This window comes from Cobetia sp. PDI-12MA (assembly GCF_059507695.1).
This window is the reverse complement of sequence record NZ_CM183351.1, coordinates 1,512,488-1,531,677: the sequence shown is the minus strand read 5'-3', so window position 1 is coordinate 1,531,677 and position 19,190 is coordinate 1,512,488. Positions and strand designations below refer to the sequence as shown.

General features: G+C 55.7%; 15 protein-coding genes. 13 read left to right on the top strand and 2 right to left on the bottom strand.

The annotated features are described in order from the left end of the window. The first annotated feature begins 85 nt into the window (after positions 1 to 85). A complete protein-coding gene (locus AC5WNI_RS06580) occupies positions 86 to 1,081 on the top strand; it encodes a helix-turn-helix domain-containing protein (RefSeq protein WP_368448734.1) in 996 nt (331 codons plus the stop codon). Between the two features lie 174 nt (positions 1,082 to 1,255). Here AC5WNI_RS06580 and gcvA read toward each other — a convergent pair whose 3' ends face one another. Next, the gene (gene gcvA / locus AC5WNI_RS06575; protein ID WP_153635484.1) at positions 1,256 to 2,197 is read right to left on the bottom strand and encodes a transcriptional regulator GcvA; all 942 of its coding nucleotides are present in this window, start codon (positions 2,195 to 2,197) and stop codon (positions 1,256 to 1,258) included. 203 nt (positions 2,198 to 2,400) lie between these two features. Between gcvA and AC5WNI_RS06570 the strand changes: the two genes are divergently transcribed. The 12 genes from AC5WNI_RS06570 to AC5WNI_RS06515 all read left to right on the top strand — a co-directional run bounded on the left by AC5WNI_RS06570 (position 2,401) and on the right by AC5WNI_RS06515 (position 18,160). Further along, positions 2,401 to 3,072, top strand: coding sequence for a cupin domain-containing protein (locus AC5WNI_RS06570; RefSeq protein ID WP_495928949.1), 672 nt, complete (start codon positions 2,401 to 2,403; stop codon positions 3,070 to 3,072). Beyond that, positions 3,069 to 4,181: a flavin monoamine oxidase family protein gene (locus tag AC5WNI_RS06565; protein ID WP_368448731.1), complete on the top strand. Its 1,113-nt coding sequence runs from the start codon at positions 3,069 to 3,071 to the stop codon at positions 4,179 to 4,181. Before AC5WNI_RS06570 ends, AC5WNI_RS06565 begins: the two co-directional genes overlap by 4 nt. 103 nt (positions 4,182 to 4,284) lie before the next feature. Then, positions 4,285 to 4,671 carry a DUF1360 domain-containing protein gene (locus tag AC5WNI_RS06560; protein WP_153635481.1) on the top strand — a complete coding sequence of 129 codons (387 nt, stop codon included), beginning with the start codon at positions 4,285 to 4,287 and terminating at the stop codon, positions 4,669 to 4,671. Between the two features lie 209 nt (positions 4,672 to 4,880). After that, a complete protein-coding gene (locus AC5WNI_RS06555; RefSeq protein WP_368448729.1) occupies positions 4,881 to 5,471 on the top strand; it encodes a carboxymuconolactone decarboxylase family protein in 591 nt (196 codons plus the stop codon). Between the two features lie 900 nt (positions 5,472 to 6,371). Beyond that, positions 6,372 to 6,917: a VspR family transcription factor gene (locus AC5WNI_RS06550; RefSeq protein WP_368448725.1), complete on the top strand. Its 546-nt coding sequence runs from the start codon at positions 6,372 to 6,374 to the stop codon at positions 6,915 to 6,917. Then, complete coding sequence (locus AC5WNI_RS06545) at positions 6,914 to 8,479, top strand: DEAD/DEAH box helicase (RefSeq protein WP_368448723.1); 1,566 nt, start codon at positions 6,914 to 6,916, stop codon at positions 8,477 to 8,479. Before AC5WNI_RS06550 ends, AC5WNI_RS06545 begins: the two co-directional genes overlap by 4 nt. A 332-nt stretch (positions 8,480 to 8,811) precedes the next feature. Beyond that, positions 8,812 to 9,759, top strand: coding sequence for a site-specific integrase (locus tag AC5WNI_RS06540; protein WP_213115141.1), 948 nt, complete (start codon positions 8,812 to 8,814; stop codon positions 9,757 to 9,759). A gap of 364 nt (positions 9,760 to 10,123) precedes the next feature. Then, positions 10,124 to 10,957: a hypothetical protein gene (locus AC5WNI_RS06535; RefSeq protein ID WP_213115140.1), complete on the top strand. Its 834-nt coding sequence runs from the start codon at positions 10,124 to 10,126 to the stop codon at positions 10,955 to 10,957. 126 nt (positions 10,958 to 11,083) lie between these two features. Then, positions 11,084 to 13,573 carry a hypothetical protein gene (locus tag AC5WNI_RS06530; protein WP_495928947.1) on the top strand — a complete coding sequence of 830 codons (2,490 nt, stop codon included), beginning with the start codon at positions 11,084 to 11,086 and terminating at the stop codon, positions 13,571 to 13,573. Then, positions 13,570 to 16,182 carry a hypothetical protein gene (locus tag AC5WNI_RS06525; RefSeq protein ID WP_495928945.1) on the top strand — a complete coding sequence of 871 codons (2,613 nt, stop codon included), beginning with the start codon at positions 13,570 to 13,572 and terminating at the stop codon, positions 16,180 to 16,182. Before AC5WNI_RS06530 ends, AC5WNI_RS06525 begins: the two co-directional genes overlap by 4 nt. 446 nt (positions 16,183 to 16,628) lie before the next feature. Further along, positions 16,629 to 16,871 carry a helix-turn-helix domain-containing protein gene (locus AC5WNI_RS06520; RefSeq protein ID WP_213115137.1) on the top strand — a complete coding sequence of 81 codons (243 nt, stop codon included), beginning with the start codon at positions 16,629 to 16,631 and terminating at the stop codon, positions 16,869 to 16,871. After that, positions 16,868 to 18,160 carry a type II toxin-antitoxin system HipA family toxin gene (locus AC5WNI_RS06515; RefSeq protein ID WP_368448715.1) on the top strand — a complete coding sequence of 431 codons (1,293 nt, stop codon included), beginning with the start codon at positions 16,868 to 16,870 and terminating at the stop codon, positions 18,158 to 18,160. Before AC5WNI_RS06520 ends, AC5WNI_RS06515 begins: the two co-directional genes overlap by 4 nt. 59 nt (positions 18,161 to 18,219) lie before the next feature. On the opposite strand, the gene AC5WNI_RS06510 is transcribed toward AC5WNI_RS06515, so the two are convergent. Further along, complete coding sequence (locus tag AC5WNI_RS06510) at positions 18,220 to 18,993, bottom strand: nuclease-related domain-containing protein (protein WP_495928944.1); 774 nt, start codon at positions 18,991 to 18,993, stop codon at positions 18,220 to 18,222. Between the last annotated feature and the right edge of the window lie 197 nt (positions 18,994 to 19,190).

Here is a 19,190-nt window from a genome sequence, read left to right as displayed (position 1 = left end):
TCAGACTAACGACAGCGCGAGGTGATGCGTTATCAGCATCCGGCAAATCTGGAAATACCAACAATAACAATGAGTTAATTGATCAATGAACGAAGATGTATCACGAACGGACAACAGTGATGCCACCTGGCAGCACGGGGTTTTCGAGCATGCACCAGGCAAGTGCACACGGGAGGCATGGGACGTCAATGAACAGGCGCATAACCTGACCGACTGGTCACAACACTACGACCAATACGGTCAGGGCGCCTTCTATGGGCGTATCGATGAACTCCATCTGCCGGGAATGCAGGTATTCAAGGAATACACCAGTCAGGCATTGGGCCAGCAATGTCATGTCTGGCCGGATTCGCTGTGGATCGGCATTCCGGCTGAACGCCAGCCCTGCCGGATCAATGGTTACGCGCTTGAGAAAGGCGACATCATGTGTCAGCCGGGTGGGCAGGATTTCGCGCTGACCACGCCCGATACCTTCGCGATCCATTGTCTCGTGTTACGGCGTGACTGGCTGCTCGAGGTCGCGGGGGAGTCGGCACTGACGCTATTGGAAGGGGATCCTCAGCACATGATGCGACTCGGGGTGACGCAAGGGACTCGGCGAGGGGTCACCTTCCTGATGGACCGCCTGATCAAGCGACAGGGGCCGGGATTCGAGGTTCAGGTGCATCAGGGCATTCTGTCACTGGCTGTTGCCGCCATTCTTGAGGAATGGACACCTCTCACCGACCGCTACCCCAGCTATCACCATCGACGGCAGGTAGTGGAGCGCGTACGCGAGCATATGAACCGAGGGGAGCCTGCACCGGTCAGCATCGAGAGCCTCTGTCGTATCGCCCACGTCAGTCAGCGGACACTGCACAATAGCTTCACCAGCATCCTTGGTCTCAGTCCGATGCAGTTCATCCGCTTCAACCGACTCAATCAAGTACGGCGGCGGCTTTGCGATCCCCTGTCAACGAGCACGATCGGTCAGATCGCCAGCGACTGGGGGTTCTATCATCTGGGCCAGTTTGCCCGGGACTATCGCCGTCTGTTCGGTGAGAGTCCCTCGAGTACTCAGGCGCGTTATCGGGCAGGATGAGGTGTGCGATGGCTACCCCGATACTGCTCAAGCTGTAAGCCGAGGGGACCTGCCCACTCGACCACGTCAACTGAACACTCAGCTGACCTCTTCCAGCAACCATTCCCGGAATGCCTGCTCGTTGATGTCATTGGCTAATGACCCGCCAGGTAGACTTGCTTGATCACAGAGCCCTCACGACCCTGACGTCGAGGGTATTCGGCAACTGAGCCCGGCTTCTTCCAGCAACCATTCACGGAATGCCTGTACCTTGGCCACGTGGGTGACCTCGGGTCGATGGATCACGTAATACGCCAGGGAGGAGGCACACATCACTCCATCAAACGGTCTGATCAAACGCCCCGACACAAGATCATCGTGAACCATGACTCCACGCGCCAGCGCAATGCCCTGACCATCGATCGCGGCCTGCAGCACTGCAGCAGAATTGTTGATCTGCAGACCGCGCGATGAATCAGCATCCGTGAGACCGGCTCTCTTGAACCAGCCGTTCCACGAGGGAAAACCGTCATGGCCTTCCATGGACAAGTCATGAATCAGTGTCTCATCCAACAGGGCTGCGGGCGTCTTCAAGCGCTCGGGGTCACGTAGCAGCTGTGGCGAGCAGACGGGGTAGACCTCTTCATGCATCAGCTCCTGTGCCACCACGCCCTTCCACTTGCCCGGCCCGTAGCGTACCCCGATATCCACCCGCTCCCGTGAGAAATCGACCGGCTTGTGGTTGGTATCCAGATGCACATCGATGTCAGGCCACGCCGCCTGAAAACGGTGCAGGCGTGGCAACAGCCATTTGGCGGCAAAGGCAGGACTGACTGTCACCGTCAGCACGCTACGCCGAGTGCCATCCTTGAGACGCTCCACCCCGAGTGACAACTTCTCAAATCCGGCGCGGATATCGGGTAGTGCCTGCTCTGCAAGCTCTGTCGGGATAAGGCGTGTCTTGCCGCTGTTGGCACGATGAAACAGCGAATCGCCGAGCCACTCCTCTAGCCCACGCACCAGCTGACCGACAGCGGCAGGCGTGACGTGTAACTCCTCTGCCGCAGCGGCAAAGCTCTTGTGGCGGGCGCTCGCTTCGAAGGCACGCAAGGCATTCAGATGGTTGGGCGATGTCATGGCGATAAAGTTTTTCTTTCCCTACTGCCTAGTTAATCTCGTTTGTTGAATGGGCAATCAGCTTCCAGAATACCCGCAATCACCGATCGTGACACCTTGACGGTATGTGTGCAGTCCTGCTCATGCCCTGACGCTCGGGTGTGATGACCGCCAGACATTGAAAAAGGTTTTCTTCCCCTCTCGCCTACGTGGAGATGCTCTACATGCGCCTCAATGCCGACTTCTCACGACGTGCCAGCATCACACCCGACCACTACCAGTGGGTTCCGTCCCCGGAGGGAGGCGTCGAACGCATGATGCTGGATCGTATCGGGGAGGAAAAGGCAAGGGCCACCAGCCTGGTCCGATATGCACCAGACTCCCACTTTTCAGCGCATGAGCATCCACAAGGCGAAGAGATTCTCGTGCTGTCCGGCACCTTCACGGAAAATGGCTCGCTCCACTTCCCTGCAGGCTGGTACCTGCGCAACCCGCCAGACTCGCGACACACCTCCAGCAGCACCGACGGCTGCGTGATCTTCGTCAAGCTGCGGCAGATGCCGTCCGAGGAGCATGAGGCGGTACGCATCAACACGCGGGACCCGGCCAACTGGCATGAGCAGGATGGCCGCGAGGTCTGCCCACTGTATACCAGTGCCACCGAGCAGGTGAGCCTGCAGCGCATGGCGCCACATGCCGAGCTTCCGCTGATGACAAACACTGGCGGTGCCGAACTTCTCGTGTTGGAGGGCTGCCTGCACCCGGGGCACGAGTCCTGCCCTGCCGGCAGCTGGCTGCGCTTGCCAGCCAGCGAACCGCTGATGCTTTCCGCCGGTACACAGGGGGCGACCTTCTACCTCAAGACAGGGCATCTGGCCATTCAGGAGACGCCATGAGTCAGCACTCATCAAGAGTCATCATCATTGGTGCCGGACTCGCAGGCCTGTATGCGGCCTGGCTGCTGGAACGCCGAGGCATGCGGGACTACCTCGTGCTGGAGGCTCAGTCAGACCCGGGTGGAAGGATCGCGTCCCTGCTGCCAGCAGGCGTCGACACCGGTACGAGTCGGCGCCTGGACCTGGGGCCGACCTGGTTCTGGCCTGAGCATCAGCGCGAGATGGGACAGCTGATACAGACACTGGATCTGGAGTGCTTTGCACAACAAACGGCAGGCGACAGCCTTCTCGAGCGCGCCACGGACAAGAAACCTCTGCGCACCGCTGGCGTCAGGGATTCGCTGACCGCCATGCGTGTGGTGGGAGGAATGGAGGCGCTGATCGAGCGACTGCGTCGCGATATTCCCGCGGACAAGGTATTGACTGGGCAGGTCGTCCGTCATCTCGAGCGCTTGCCAGACGGGATTGCGCTGAGCGCAGAGGATGGCAGCGGACATCGCATGAACCATGAGGTGGAGCAGGTCTTGTTGGCCGTCCCGCCACGTCAGGCACTCCAGCATATCCAATTCACGCCGGCACTCCCGAGCGCTCTGGCAACACAGTGGCAGCAGACCGCGACCTGGATGGCTCCCCATGCCAAGTATCTCGCGGTCTACGATCGTCCTTTCTGGCGCGAGACCGGCTTGTCCGGTACCGCACGCAGCACGCGTGGCCCGATGGTGGAGATTCACGACGCCAGTCCAATGGAAGGCTTAGGTGCACTCTTCGGATTCGTGGGGGTACCGGCTGGTTACCGACGTCAGATCACGCCGGAGGCATTACGTCAGCACTGCCGCGTACAGCTGGGTCGCCTGTTTGGCCCTCAGGCGGCCAGTCCCCAAAGCGATGTCCTCAAGGACTGGGCTACCTCACCCTTAATCGCGAGCCCGGCAGACCTGGAAGACGTGGCATCCCATGTCTCGGTGCCGCCACCGGAAGCGAATGAGGGTCCCTGGCATCAACACCTGTTCGGCATTGCCAGTGAATGGTCGCCGCAATTCCCGGGTCACCTCGCGGGCGCCATCGATGCTGCCACCCAAGGTGTCAACCGGATGCTGACCGCACGCTAGACAGAAGGCTGAGAGATAACCAGACACCCGCACCGACAGACATTGAGCACGACCCATTGACTTCCCCCACTCGTCACTTTGACGAAGACACACAAGGATCCCCATGACTACCGTATTTTCCCCCGAGACGCTGAACGCGCTATGGACCTGCTTCGTGATGGCCCTGGCGGCCAGCAGCATAGCGATCTCGATCACCCAGGGTGAGCTGTTCGCACCGTTGCGTCAGTACGCACAACGCTTTGGCCACATGATCGGCCACCTCTTCCAATGCTTCTTCTGCATCAGCCACTGGGTGGTCTTCGCTGGCATGGTGTTCTATCACCCGACCTTGACGAATAGCGGCTTCGTCCTGGTGGACTGGATCCTGGCCGGTTTCTTCACCTTGACGCTCTCCACCTTGGTGAGTGGCCTGCTGTTCAAGGTGCTGTTGACCGGCATGGCGAAGAAAGTACGCGACAAGGAAGTAAAGGAAATCTTCGCGGCCAAATGACCACCGGGTCATCCCCCTGACCACATCGCACCAACTGACCTGCGCAGCCAGGCAATCGGTTTCAGGGCTCACACGTGGCGATGCTCCTACTGCATCGCCCATCCCCGCATATTGCCACTTCCCACCATCATTGCCCCGCCCTGCGACAGGCACCACCACCACGTGCGTGCGTCCCGGGGCATGGCATTTTTCTAGACACAGGAAGCCCCATGTCACGGTCAAACTCCTCCCCGCAATCAAGCACCACCCTATCCGCCTCCCCCTCCCTGGCGGCAGGTCTCGAGACAAAACCACGTGTCACTCCCTGGCAAGACGGCGATGCCGTCCCTGCTGACCTGCTGGAAAGCATGCAAGCACGCCGCCCCAACCGAGAGCTGATCGGGATCGATCGCTACCTGCTCAAGAGTGTGCCCCTGGCCACGGGCTGGAATGGGCTGCTGGGCCGTGTTCGCAAGGACTTCGCGCTCAGTCTGGAATATCGCGAGTTGATCATGTGTCGCGTGGCCGTGCTCAATCGGGCCGAGTTTGAATGGCAAGTACACCAACCCGCCTACCTGGAGGCCGGCGGCACACAGGAAAAATGTGATGCGCTGCGTGAGGAAGGCATTTCATCGCGTTTCAATGAAGAAGAACGTGCACTGCTGGCGTTGACGGATCAATCAACCCGCCAGGTGGAAGTCGATGGCGCCATCATCGAGACACTCAAGACCCTGTTCGGTGAACAGCAGACTGCCGAAGCCGTCGCCACGGTTGCCGCCTACAACATGGTCTCTCGCTTCCTGGTGGCCCTGGCCATCTGAGGGGGCTGCTGACACAACATGTTCAACAAGCAGTGCTCGTCGTCTGAGGGGCCATCCCCGTAGTGAGAGGTGCTGCTGACCGGCATGGCGAAAAAAGTGCGTGACAAGGAAGTGAAGGAAATCTTCGCGGCCAGATAGCCTCAGCCTTTTCAATGCGCAGACAATGACGCCCCACGATATGCACGTCGTCGCAGTCTTGAATGTTGTCGCCATAACACTCAACACTCCCCCGCACTTCTCACGAAATCAGATAACGCTCTATACGAACCGGCAGGTGATATTTACGGCCTCTCATTCATCTGCTAGATTCAGTTTATCGAGGCAAAATCCTCGATCGGGTTTGGCGACTCGAAACCACAAAGGCGCATAAGCGCCCCGGACCATGGTTGGCGCTTTTTTTGTGCCTGCCATGCGTTATGGCGGTCGTGCGCGGGAGACCCTCGGGTCTGCCGGTGTCCTTTGTGGCCGGTTCGCCAACCCGTGTACGGCCGCCCCCATCACTGTTTGGCGACAGCGGGAGCGGCTCCAACACAAAGGAGCTTCAACCATGGTCATTCAGACTACGGCATCCCCGCGTAGCCCCGATCTACCCACCCCCTATGGCGGCTATCCCGATCCCCCTTCCCAAGACTGTCGTGCACGTATCGTTGGCAACTGCAACGAGGTGCTGTCATGACCTCGAATTCTTCTCATACCACACAAACACCCTCATCTACTCCTCTTGCGGCCACTGCTACAGGCAAGGCAATAGCCGAGTCTTCCCAGACGCCTGAGACCTCGTCGTCACACGACTCGTCATCTACCGTCACTTCAAAGAGCCAGCACCGCTCTCCTCCTCACACCTCGAGCATTCCCACATTCCAAGATTCCTCAACTGCCGCAGCTTATCGGCGAGGACAGTTGATCAAACAGCACTTCCAACAGTGGCTGAAAGCCTTGAAGGATAAACCGACTCCTTTCACGAAAGTCAGCTGCCGCAACGAGCTGATGAAACATCCAGAGTTGGCGGGCTATAAACCCATTATTGTCCTGCAGCGTGTCGGAGACCTGATCGATCGCCTGGTCATTGATGGTCAAGCTGTTCAGTCCGACACCATCGGCAAGCGCCGCCGCGTCTATCAACTCATCGATAGCACTTCGGAGCGCTCACCGGATATCCCCTTGCCGAGCAATCGACAGGATCTTGCCACGTCGAAAACCGATAGCACATCGCATCTACCGCTCGATGCAGCACTGCAGGAACAACGTCGAGCCTTGAAAAAATCCATGCGGGCCGCGAGCGCGGAAGCCGAGCACCTCTATCAATTGGCAAAGGACTATCCGGAGGCGAAACCCGACATCGCTCCACTCCAGGAGGATGCAATTCAGCGCGCCTGCGAACTCCAGGGACAACTGGCTGCCGTGCTGGCGCTCTCTGCAAAACGCCATGCTGGAGGTGCCTCATGACGCCGCGTCAGATCAATCGATTACTGCCCTCTCTGACAAGCCCGACACTCAGAGCCTGGCAAGCGCGTTGTATTGAGACAGCGCTTCAACGGCTTTCGGATCAGCAACCCCATTTCCTGTGCCAGGCCACTCCGGGTGCGGGCAAGATGCTGATGGCAGCCGTACTGGCTGAGGAGCTGATTCTCGACGGGAGCATTGATCACGTCATCTATCTGGGCCCCACCTCCGCCGTGGTAGAGCGTGCGCGTGAAACGTTTTCGCAAATTCTGGGACGCCCCATGCAGGGCCGGCTGGGGGATGTCGGTATCGCGCTGACTTATCAAGCGCTCAGCTTCCGCCTGGAGGACCTCAAGCAACTCTGTCGCCAAGGACGTGTCTTGCTGGTATGGGACGAAAGCCACCATGCCGCCGGCGCGACAGCTTGCGCCGCAAAAAACGCCTACACCAGCTCGGCAGCCACCGGCGCCAATCAGTGGGGATTGGCGCTCTTGGCATTGGAGCGCGATGTTCGCTTTACGCTCGCCTTGTCAGGCACTCCTTGGCGCACTGATGGCAGCTGTCTTCCCATGCTGCGTTATATGGCACCGAGTCATGGTGTCGCCACGACATCGGAACCAGCGGTGCCAACACTGCCATCGGCTGACAGTGACCGCCTCGCGCTGATCCCAGACTTCACTTATACCCTGCGTGATGCCATCCAGGATGATGTCTGCCGCACTCCCCAGATATACCTGATAGATAACGACGATATACGTCTGGTGGCAGAACAGCAGACGCAGCGTGAGACACTGTATTACCAAAGCATCCCGGCCTTGTTACGTCATCCCGGGGTGCATTACGCCGCCTTGCTGCGTCACCCGGGGCCTCAGCAGCATTTGCTGGACGTCAGCTGCCAACGCTTACGACAGCTTCAGGAGAAAGACCCGACCGCCGCAGGATTGGTGGTGGCATCCAACATTGCTCATGCAGAAGACATCGCCGATTGTCTGAAACAGATGGGTCAGACGGTGTGCCTGGTAACCAGCCAGACGGAAGGAGCGCACGCACGACTTGAGGCGTTTCGCTACGGCCATACCTCGTGGATTGTCTCCGTCAACATGGTCAGTGAAGGGATCGACATTCCCCGCCTGCAAGTATGTTGCTACCTCAGCCACGTCAGAACCGAGCAGTATTTTCGCCAGGTGCTGGGCCGAATCATTCGGCGTCGACATGCACAGGATGATGCGTGCTATTTCTATGCGCTCAACGAAAGTACGTTACGGCACTACGCCTACCGGCTTTTTGACGACTTGCCCGACGAGCATGCTGCGATCCAACTGGATCCCTTCTCTTCCCCGACACTACCCGCCCCAAACGTCTCTCCAGCCAATGATTCGATAGGCTCCAACGATCCTGGCACAAGCGGAGAACTACCCACGATTGAAATGCATGGCGCGCTACATGCTCAGGCCCCCATGAGTGAGTGTGTGAGCCTGTCAGAGGGAATACGAGAGATAACTCTCGATCTGGCAAATGATGTGGCGTTCTCCAACGCCTTCTTGGCGCGCCTGGTATCGCTCTGATTACAGGAGGCGACTCAGCAGCCACGCCCAATCGAACAGAAGATGATTTCACTTTTTTATAATCAAATCCTAAACACAACACCCACGAATCGTACGCTTGCTAGTGGCATTACTCGAACAACCCAGTATATGCGTGACTCTTAACTCTCCATGCCTTCTGGAGCATGCATTTCGGGTTGGCTGATTTACGAAGGGTGATAGCGTGAAATTCGATGGCCGCCTCACAGCGCATATCGGCAATCATTCCAACTTTTCGATATCGATGGAGATCCCTCATGGTGTCCAGACCACCGACAGGCATCCACCCGCCTCAAAGACGAAGACATCAGGCAATGCAAGTGATCCCCTATCAGGGAAACCAAGACTCTCTGCCGGGACTTTGCCTGACGGTCTCGGCACGAAAGCTGATCATGGCAAGCCTTGCACCGAGTACCATCCGAGCCTTCCAAAGCGACATACGGATGTTTCTCAGACGTGGCGGCACCCTCCCCAGCACCGACACGGAGATTGCCAACTACCTCACCCGGTGTTTCGAGGACGGTTATAAACCGAATACGCTCAAGCGACAGCTGTGCTCGTTACGGCGTTGGCACCTTGTCATGAATTGCCCCACCCTGGGCAATGAGCAAATGATCAAGGGGGTCATGCGCGGCTGTGCACGCCTCAATGAAGTGCCGGTGAAACGTGCACCAGCCTTGATGAGAGATGATCTGCATCAGCTGCTGAATAGCCTGAATTTGAGCGAGTTGCGAGATCTGCGCGACGCCGCCATGTTCTGCCTGACGTTCTATGGAGCATTTCGTTACAGCGAAGTCCTCAACCTTCGTGTCGAGCACCTCACATGGGATACACGAGGCGTGTTGGTCAGGCTCTCCCGCAGCAAGACCAATCAAGAAGGACGACATGAAGTCAAAGCCATTCACCATGCGGATACCTCGCTCCCCTACTGCCCCGTCAATCTCCTGTATCGCTGGCTGGAAGCCGCCCATATCCAGAGAGGTGCGGTATTTCGCAGCGTCTCGCTGGGCGGCAGGCCAGGAGGCTCGAAACTCTCTCGAACTGCCTTTCAGAATGCGTTGATCAGGGGGCTTGAGCGGTCAAACCTGGCTTCACGCGGATTCAGCACACATAGCATGCGTGCTGGCCTGATCACTGAAGCTCATCTGCGGGGGAAGAGCCTGGAGCAGATACAACGCGTGACAGGTCACAGACATCTCAGCACCTTGACGGAGTACATTCGGGTCGCAGACCCCTTCGAAAACAGCGCCAACGACTTTTGATAAACATGAGCAATGCATTACCGTTCAATAATCGATGAATTGACAAAAGCAATCGCTCAAGAACTCGTAATACAAAATATCTACCAAGTTTGACGTCAAAAAGCCCTAATGCTCTCGAAACGGTCGATTTTGACGGTTAAAAGATACCTTAGATTCTTGCCACTTGAGTTATGCTATTAGTACACACTGATTCAGCTTGGATATATCAGGAGGCGGCACTCCCAGAAATATCGTTCTACAGGTCGGGTGTATTGCTCGACTGATCATCACTACTCAAAGTTACTCGCGTTTGCTGGACATGAACTCGACGAATGATTCTCTCATACGTCTCGGCCCCCCTTTGCCTATCGTTGGAGTCATCAATATGCCAGATGCTACCTATACACCGTCACTAGTGAAAATCAGCGCTGACAAGACGCTTGTCATCCATCAGCGAGTACTCGAGGTGGACACCGCCGAGCTTATGAACGAGGAGCATGCTTTTCGACCAACGGTCGCGACAGAGAGCCTGCCACTCGCGCCTGTCCGCTTCCGCAGCAACGTTCAGTCGACTCACACTTCCGAGGAGTTCGTGAATTTTCATGTCATCAAAGCCATCGTATCCACACATAAAGTGCCCGTCTCACAAAGTGTATTTTGCATCGAGATCGATATCGGCAGACTCAACGAAGATGAAGTCCAGGTGCTGAGATTCTATTACCAGATGCTACAGCCTCTGCTTGAGCTTGGCTGGGAATGGATCAATATCCACAACCTACATACCACTGGCGATATCAAAATTAACGAAAAGAAGTTATGGAACAATATACTCAGAAACTTCATTAGTGATGAAAGATTACAACACGCATGGAGCAATGTAGTCACTCAACAAAACTTGCCAATAAAACGCAGGCAAATCTCATCAATGTTCAGGCATCGTTATTCTGTTGACTCAATCAGGAAATTCATGAACGAAATAAATAAAAACACAAATACTCACCAAGGCGGTGTATCTAAAGATAGGAATACGGTACACGCTGCTACTGCCGCTGAAACAAATAATAAAAACGCTCATAGTAAACGAAAAGATAATAGGAAGCAGCAAACTGATATGAATAAGAAAAGCAACGCTAAAGAAAAAAGCAAGCACTCGAATAACAAGGAGGAAGCCGACTCGAATCCGCAAATGGGACTTGCACTTTCAAGTTCGCTTGACTGATAAACAGGAGGCTTTCACGTGAGTGAACACCAACTACCTGACCAAATATTGGCTAATTACGACCTCAATGCGATCGGGTCCCGCTGGCCCCTTGTACCGGAGTGGCTCAAGAGGAGCCTCCCACCCTTGATTGCCTCAGAGTATCGCCTCAGTGCTCGCCTCTTTGCCGCCGATTACTCGGTGCCAGACCTTGTGCCCCAAGTAGAAAAGTTTCTAGAAAGCCATTTTTTTATGGAAGACGAGACACATCGAAATTATAGAATGTCTCACTGCCTTCATTATACGATAAATTACCGATTTAAGTCGCTCACTGACCCTCGCGTAAGCAGTGTCCGAAGGCTGCTTAGACTGATTTTTGGTCAGCCTTATCATACTGTGACACGTAGCTCTGCCATAAAATACTACACCCAGATACTTGAGCTTAGAAAGACGCTTAAGCGGCTACTTAACTGGGGTGACCTGGATGATATTCACAACAGTTTCCCCAGACCCATTTCCCCTACCCTGGGAGAGCAGTTAGTTCCTCCTCCCGAGCATTTTTCCGATGCTGATTTGGAGCTTCTCGAACAGTTTCTTCATGCCTATGATACAGCAACTGATCGTCCATCGGAGCATCCCAACCATCTGCGCAATAAGGAAGCAACACGCGCTTTGCTTGACGAAATTTATCAACCGAGCCAGCTCACTCGTAGCCCAATAAGAAAACAGCATAGAGCTCGCAATGAAAATCAAAAAAGACGCCAACATATCGACACCATTCTTCGTGATTCACCACTCTGGGCCAGTGACGAATCTTACCAAATCCACGCTGAATACACCGATTCCTGTTCCCTCGATAGGTCAATCGAAGCACTTGACTACACCTTCATAGAGGACAATGAAGAGCTCACGGATGGCAATGAACATCAGAATGAATCATCATCTAATGACCTAAGCCAAAGCAGCATCTCACCCCTCGACCCAGTGAAAGAGCTATTCCATAACACGCTGCTTTCACAAGGCGATCAGGCGCTTCACCTTGAGAGCGTACAGCTCTTGCAACAGGCCCGCAGTCTCAAGACATCTACAGACATCAGTCTACGCCCACAAGAAGAGGTTCTAGCAGCTTTACGTATCTTCCAACCACCGAAAGATGAGGAATTTCTCATAGAATCTGAGAGTGCCATTGCAAACCGACAAGCCTTGGCATTTCTTAGCATTCTACTTTGCAGTGGAATAGCACCTGAGCGCTTGCTGCAGACGACGGTAATCTCCCGATCCCCCAAGCTGCCCCTCAATAGCGACAGCAAACGTGAGTGGATCATCTGCCAGACGCTGGATCAAATTCCCAGCTGGTCACCGGAGGAGGGGCTACTCCACTACTCTGTCAACAAGGCACCTACCGAAACCATCATCACGTTGCCCTTGCCCAACGCTCTCAATCACTCACTCATAGCCGAAAAGATATGGCTCCCCGGCGACCAGCCTTACAAAGCACTGAAATCTATAATCGAGAAAAAACTCAAGCGCTGGGGGGATAATCGCCCGGGAAGTACCCTGACGTTGAGGCGCGTGTCTGCCAGTCATCATCATTGGGTGGTGCCTGCCTGTGAAGATGAAGTGATCGCGACCTGGTTGCGAGGCGAGCTCCCGCTCTCACTCTCTGCCCCGGCAACGTATCGAACGATACCTCTGCACAAGATTCAGAAGGCTTTTCTCTCGGCTCAAGCTGCGCTTGGCCTATTTCCCTTGTTAGAAGAAGACTGTCGTACACCTCGCGAAGATCACACCGTGGGATCCACAAAAGCCCAGGAGCCGAGCTATTTCAAACGTCCGCTTCATTTGCTGACGCAACTTACCAAGAACCACGCCATGCTGGTTACCTCATTGATTACCTCACAAGGGAATCGTAGTAGCGACTTACGGGCAGTCGGCGAAGCCATTGCCCGGCAAGGTCAGATACTGGGAGCGCTGACCTTACTTGCATGGCAGCTCTGCACCTTGGCTCGCCCAATTGGATCCAAAACCCAATGTGAGCAGCTGGAAAATACGCTCTGGCTACGCGACAAGGATTCGGCTCGGGCACAGGAAAGCCGCCAGATTCCACTTGTCCCTGCCCTTGGCGCATTGCTCCGGCTTCAGCATGAGTGGCGGGAGGAATGGCAACGATGGTGGAAACGCCACGGTGGCAAAGCAGACTTTCTTGGGCATGAACAAGTCGCCTACCCCGTTCAATGGAAGTTCAATGCCTCGACAATAATGTTGACGCAGCAACGCATGCAGCATGCTGACTGGCGGCAGTGGCTCAAGGATCTTCCAACATTCATGCCTTCGCCTTTGGCAACTGAATTGAGCCAGTGGGGCCGCCAGCCTTCCAATATCACGCGCCACAGCATGATCACCGCGCTCCAATCGCGACTTTCTCACGCTGAATTTAGTGCGCTCGCTGGACACACCACCCAAGGACATTCACTCCAATCCCCGTCCAGTGATCGGAACCTGATTCAATCGGCGACACGAAGCGCACTAACCGACGTTGCCAGACTATGCGGCTTGACGCCAAATCTGCTTCACAGAGACGACCTCCCATGGCCCATTCAGCACGCCGGACCAACCATTCAAGGAGATAGAGGATGAGCGCTATTACCACCATTGATCTTCGGAAGAAAACCGATGTACCTGCCCAGGCCACGCACCAAGAGCTTACAACTCCGAAGCTGTCTCCGATCGAACTTTCGAAAACACTGGGTAGGATATTCCGTCGCTGGGATGATCCAGATCATCGCCTTTTCTCCTCCTCTGAAGAGCTCAGACATTTCCGTATGAATGTCGCGCGCTACGCCTGGCGACGGCATAAGAAAAAGGTAACCAAGGCACAGGCTAGAGCGCAAAGTGCGCCTTCCACCAAGCCGTCTCGCGCTCGACACAATGCCACACGCTTAAACCAGCGAGATGTACAAGCCTTGATTCGCAACGCCATCCAGCTTGCCAAGGAAACTGAACTTGACTTCAGCTCCCGAAAGGTCACCAAGGAAGTCGCGCTTGTACTGACTCATCTCAACCGAGAGCCTGACTTCGAGGCTACGATTCCAACCAGTATCAAACGCCCGGTCAGACCCTCATCCGCGGCTACCTCATCACGAGATATCAAGGTTCAGCAACGGGTGTTGGATTCGGTACGCGCCCTGCAGAGCATTCCCGCCAACCAATGCACGCCAGAGCAGTCTCTTCTCTTCCTGGCCCTGAGCATGGGTACCCTGCTAGGGATGGAGGAAGAAGTGATTCGCCATACCTTGCTGAACTTGAGCCCAGAGCACCTGCCACGCCTGAACACCAAGCGCGGCCCCCACTATTGGTTCGTCGGCTGTCTGCCAGGGTTATCTCGATCACATCCAGCCCATTACCGGCTAAAAATCCCGAATCATCTCAGGAGGCTACTCAGGGCTTGCCGTCAGTCCCCTGTTCCATCACCAGCCACCTCCTCCCAGCAAGCAGATGTATGGTGGTTCTCCTCGGATGCTACGCTGGATCTAAACAGTCCATTGGAAGCGCGAACTGCCCATCTGGATCAGCTCTTGGTCACCGGTCTGTCACAGCTACTAGATAGCCAGGCACCACGCAAGACTGGTTCCTCCGCTTCGCTGAAGCGTGTTCGTTCATTGCTTCGTCATGCCTTTCGGTGCACGACACTGTTGGGCCCTGCGCCCCTCTGGTCACAGCTGCTTCGGCGCTACCCCCTACCAGTGTGTAGCTGGCGTTCTCCTTGGCAGCATGACGAAAGCCTCTTTTTTTCGGCGGAAACTCTCCCTACTTCCAGTACGTCAAGCGCTTCCGGCGCCATGGATGTCTCTGAACCGGAAGATATCGAGACCGATCTTCACACCCCTGAACTCCTTATGGGAGGAGGCGTCAGGAGTAACGAATCGTCACCATCAACCTCCCCTCGATACTGGCAGGATCAACTTTCAACAGACTGGTATGTGAAAGCAGGCAACCAACTGTATGCGTATATCACTGAACTGGAGCATGAAGGCCTGATAACCCCCAGAGGGGAACCCGCGATCCAGCGGCATGACACCATTACGTCTCGCTACGCGAAGAGACTGATACACATGCTGGGCGAGGACAGCTATCCACTCTGGATATTGCTATGGCTTTCTTATCAATCGAGCACTCAAGGCAACAAAGCCAGCACGCTCAGGACTTACCTGAGTCGACTGACGCCCACCTCTATGATGATGTTGCCCGATATCCCATGGTTGACGCTCTGGGATGGAGAACTGATGGAGGCGATCAGCGAACAGCTGCCGACTCAGAAAGGCTGGGACACTTCGACGTCCCACAACTTCTTCCAGACGTTCAATCAGTTCATCAGCTTCTGCCAAGGTAACGATCGATTAACGGGTATTCCCCCCGTGCAGGGTGAGGGAGGTCGCTTCATCAGTACATTGCGTACACATCTGATCATGCCGCACGAGGCGGAACATCTGACCCGGGCGCTCTCCCGAAGACGGAGTGGATTACGGCGCAGCTGGCTGATCGCCTTCCTCCTTGGCTACTACGGGGGCCTGCGAGCTGGAGAAGTCATGGCATTGACACTGCATGACGTCATCATCAATCAGCCGGGAGATGACGGCCCCACCTACTGTTACGTAGAAATCCATGCTGGGAAGACCGCAAATGCTCGGCGCAGCGTTCCTCTTCACCTTTTGATATCCCCAGAATTGATGACGCTGGTGAAAGAATGGATTGATAGGCGCCGAGAGTCCTTTGCTGGCCAGCATCGTTTGAAGAACATTGCCTTGCTGGGGCCAGAAAGCTCTCCGCTGGGCTATTCAAGAGAGAGCCTGCTGACCCCGCTCATGGCATGGGCCCGGCAGTCTCTCCGAGGTGCCCTCACGCCCGGACTGAAGTTGGAGGACATCCACTTCGATTTTCATCTCTTGAGGCACAACGCGATCTCGTGGCTCGTACTTCGTCTCTACAGCGACGACTACCCTCAGCTCCTGGATCGTCTTTCCTCCGCCTGCCGAGGGCATTGGTCCTTCACTCCCCCAGCCCTGGCGAACTGCCGCCGAGCGGTCTACGACGTACTGGAAAAAGATGCCAAGGCACGAGGTCACCGTCTCGAGTTACTCGCCAAGTTGATCGGGCACCGCAACTCTCAAACACTGACACATCACTACACGCACGTGCTGGGTGAGATACATGGTGAGGTACTTCTGGAGCTGATGAAGCGACGCTGAAGGCGAAGGCCGCATACTCGTATACTGGCTGTCGCCTATCGAAGCCGAAGCGCAGGTGGACGGCGAGCTAGAGATAGCCCAACCCCGATGCATCACCCTCCATCACTTGCGGTGTTGCACTTCAGAGTCCACCTGCGCCATCTCACGCCCGGCGGTCGGGATGAATCAGGAGGTGCAGTGGGCCGTCCGAGTCTGTACACACGGATGGAGCATTAGCAGTTCATGCGTGGTGCGATGATCTCCTTGATACTTTGACAACCTGATCGCCCTCAATTGTCCTGAGAGGGAAAAATTGCAGCACTTGCAGCCCGCACACCAACTATTTTCCCTATAGGGAAAAATTAAGGCCTACTCCGGTATACCTAACTAATTATCCCTATAGGGAAATTTTTAAGTATACTAAATTGTTTGCAACAACCCGCTTTCTTATCGTGAAAGGTCTTAGCATGCCTCTATCGCTAGCAGTTCCCATTCATGATGCCGCAACGCTTGGCAAGTTGATTCGCCGCTCTCGCAAGCAGCAAGGGCTAAACCTTGAAACCCTCGCAGGTCTTTGCGGGTTGAGCATTCGCTTTCTGAGTGAGTTGGAAAACGGCCGTGACAGCTGCGGGTTGGGTCGCATATTGATCGTACTTGATACGCTAGGCATCGAGCTGTCCGCTGTTCCGCCGGAGGGATCCGAATCATGATATTGCCGGATTCGTTGAACGTATGGCGCGACACGCAGCATGTAGGGACGTTGTGGCGCGGCACGGATGGCCGACTGATGGGCTTCGAATACAACGATACCTGGCGACAGAACGGGCATGCCATTTCGTACAGCTTGCCACTAAGCCAAAAGGCTTGGCAGCCCCAAGACCTTCTGGCGCATCACTGGTTCGCAAATTTGCTGCCTGAAGAGCAAGCCCGGGCGGCGCTGATCAAGCGCCTGGGTATACCAGACGACGACTTCTCGCTACTGGCGACCATCGGCGGCGATTGTGCTGGTGCGCTGACGATCCTTCCGAGCGATCACATGCCGCCGTCAAGAGCCCTACCGTCATCCCTCGATGACAACTACCGCGAGTTGCCGCTCGATCGACTTGCGCAATGGGCAGGTGCTCGCGAGCGGTATGCCTTGATGAACGAAGGAGCTCTGGCCAAACGCCCTCGTCTCTCGCTGGCCGGCGCGCAGGACAAGATTCCTGTGCGACTGTGGAACGATACACTCTACTTACCTATCGGAATCGAACCCTCTACCCATATTCTGAAATTCGCCGTCGAAGGGCGTGAGCAAGTCATTCTGAATGAGCTGTATCTGAACAATCTGGCACGCTTGGGGGGGATAGCCTGCCCGAGGACCACGATGGTCTATGCCGGCCGACATCCTTACTTGATGGTCGAACGCTACGACCGCTTGGGTATTGAAAGCGGACACGTCGAGCGTTTGCATCAGGAGGATCTGTGTCAGGCCATGGGCGTGTCGCGGAATCAGAAATACCAGGCTTACGGTGGGCCACGTTTCGGAGAAATCGTGCAAACAGTCCGCGAAGCCTGCCGACCCTCAGCGGCATCCATTCAGCAGCTGCTTCGCTGGCAAATATTCAATGTGCTGGTTGGCAACAGTGACGGCCATGCCAAGAACGTGTCCTTGTTACAGGACTCCCGAGGTCGTTGGCAGATCGCCCCAGCCTATGACCTCGTTGGCACCATAGTGCTCGGTTACGATTCAGACATGGCCTTCTCCCTCGGCGGGGAGTTCAATTCGATGCAGCTGCTACCGCGCGATTGGCAGGCCTTTTCGGATGAGTGCCGATTCAGTTATCCGTTTGTGAAGCGCCAAATTCAACAGATGGTTACCACGCTCGCTGATCTATCCGACTCAGCCATACTCAAGGAGCAGCTACAGCAAGCTGGTCTCGAAGGCAAAGGCTGGACGAGGTTGCAGCAGCAACGTCAACACATTCAAAAGCAGTGCCGCCGTGCCGAGCGATGGTAGTGCCTGTCAGCGAAATTCAAGTTTGAATGTTGCCTCGTTCGGGGTCGTGAAGGCAGTCATCACACCGCCTGTGTCGCACGACACTCCGGATAGGCCGAGCATCCCCAGAATTGCTGGCCCTCACGCACACCGGATTTGACAGTGCGCAGCACCATCCGGCTGCCGCATTTCGGGCATTCACGTCTCGCCTGTGAATCATTGCGCTGCTTGAGATGCTGTACATGGGCACGCTGCGTCGCCCGAGTCGGTGCCAGACGCCCTGTCAGCAGCGCCTCGTGCATGGCCTCGACCTGCGCCTCGCTGAAGGCAGGGGTCTTAAACGACTGTACGAAGGGAACGAAGTCAGTGCCGCGCGTCACGTTGGACGGCATCTCACCTTTAAGCCTGGCCCTGCCGATGAAGATGATCACCGAATGCAGGTGTTCGAATGGCACGCCAAGCGTCGTCTCCAACGCCTTGAGGTGGCGGTAATTCTGACGTAGCGGGTTCTGGAAACTGAACGACTGGCGAGGAAACTGCTGGGTCCAGTTCGCCTCGTGCTCACTGCCGAAGATCCAGCCCTTCATGTTCTTGGTTTCCAGCACGAAGCAGCCGAAACGCGACAGCAGCACATGATCGATCTGGGTGGTGCCGTTCGCGGTCTTGAGGGTGACATTGTGCAAGGCCCGATAACCCTGCTTGCCGAGTCGACGCGCCATCCAGCGCACTCGCCACTCGCCAATGCGACCTTTCATGCGGGGAGACTTGAGATAACGACTGACGCAGGAGGCCAGCACGAGGCATAGCAGTACACTCATCACCGGCGCGATGTTCGAAGGGACAACCACTGTCATGACTCCTGGTGCAGCCTGTACGGAAAGGAATCAAGCGAGGTGATTCGTCCAACCGGAGTACTGAGCCTTGATAAGGGAAAGGTAATGCTGCACCGCGCCCGATGGAGGAGCGCGGTGCAGCAAACTGCAGGATTCTAACCATCTGGCGAACGCCAAGCTACTGTTCTCTATCGGTTTATCTCTGAAGCAGAGCACGA

What these genes read in the sequence shown, in the direction of transcription:
- AC5WNI_RS06525 (WP_495928945.1), top strand. Translation starts at nt 13,570, where the DNA reads ATGAGCGCTATTACCACCATTGATCTTCGGAAGAAAACCGATGTACCT.
- AC5WNI_RS06545 (WP_368448723.1), top strand. Translation starts at nt 6,914, where the DNA reads ATGACGCCGCGTCAGATCAATCGATTACTGCCCTCTCTGACAAGCCCG.
- gcvA (WP_153635484.1), bottom strand. Translation starts at nt 2,197, where the DNA reads ATGACATCGCCCAACCATCTGAATGCCTTGCGTGCCTTCGAAGCGAGC.
- AC5WNI_RS06540 (WP_213115141.1), top strand. Translation starts at nt 8,812, where the DNA reads ATGCAAGTGATCCCCTATCAGGGAAACCAAGACTCTCTGCCGGGACTT.
- AC5WNI_RS06515 (WP_368448715.1), top strand. Translation starts at nt 16,868, where the DNA reads ATGATATTGCCGGATTCGTTGAACGTATGGCGCGACACGCAGCATGTA.
- AC5WNI_RS06510 (WP_495928944.1), bottom strand. Translation starts at nt 18,993, where the DNA reads ATGACAGTGGTTGTCCCTTCGAACATCGCGCCGGTGATGAGTGTACTG.
- AC5WNI_RS06520 (WP_213115137.1), top strand. Translation starts at nt 16,629, where the DNA reads ATGCCTCTATCGCTAGCAGTTCCCATTCATGATGCCGCAACGCTTGGC.
- AC5WNI_RS06555 (WP_368448729.1), top strand. Translation starts at nt 4,881, where the DNA reads ATGTCACGGTCAAACTCCTCCCCGCAATCAAGCACCACCCTATCCGCC.
- AC5WNI_RS06535 (WP_213115140.1), top strand. Translation starts at nt 10,124, where the DNA reads ATGCCAGATGCTACCTATACACCGTCACTAGTGAAAATCAGCGCTGAC.
- AC5WNI_RS06565 (WP_368448731.1), top strand. Translation starts at nt 3,069, where the DNA reads ATGAGTCAGCACTCATCAAGAGTCATCATCATTGGTGCCGGACTCGCA.
- AC5WNI_RS06560 (WP_153635481.1), top strand. Translation starts at nt 4,285, where the DNA reads ATGACTACCGTATTTTCCCCCGAGACGCTGAACGCGCTATGGACCTGC.
- AC5WNI_RS06570 (WP_495928949.1), top strand. Translation starts at nt 2,401, where the DNA reads ATGCGCCTCAATGCCGACTTCTCACGACGTGCCAGCATCACACCCGAC.
- AC5WNI_RS06580 (WP_368448734.1), top strand. Translation starts at nt 86, where the DNA reads ATGAACGAAGATGTATCACGAACGGACAACAGTGATGCCACCTGGCAG.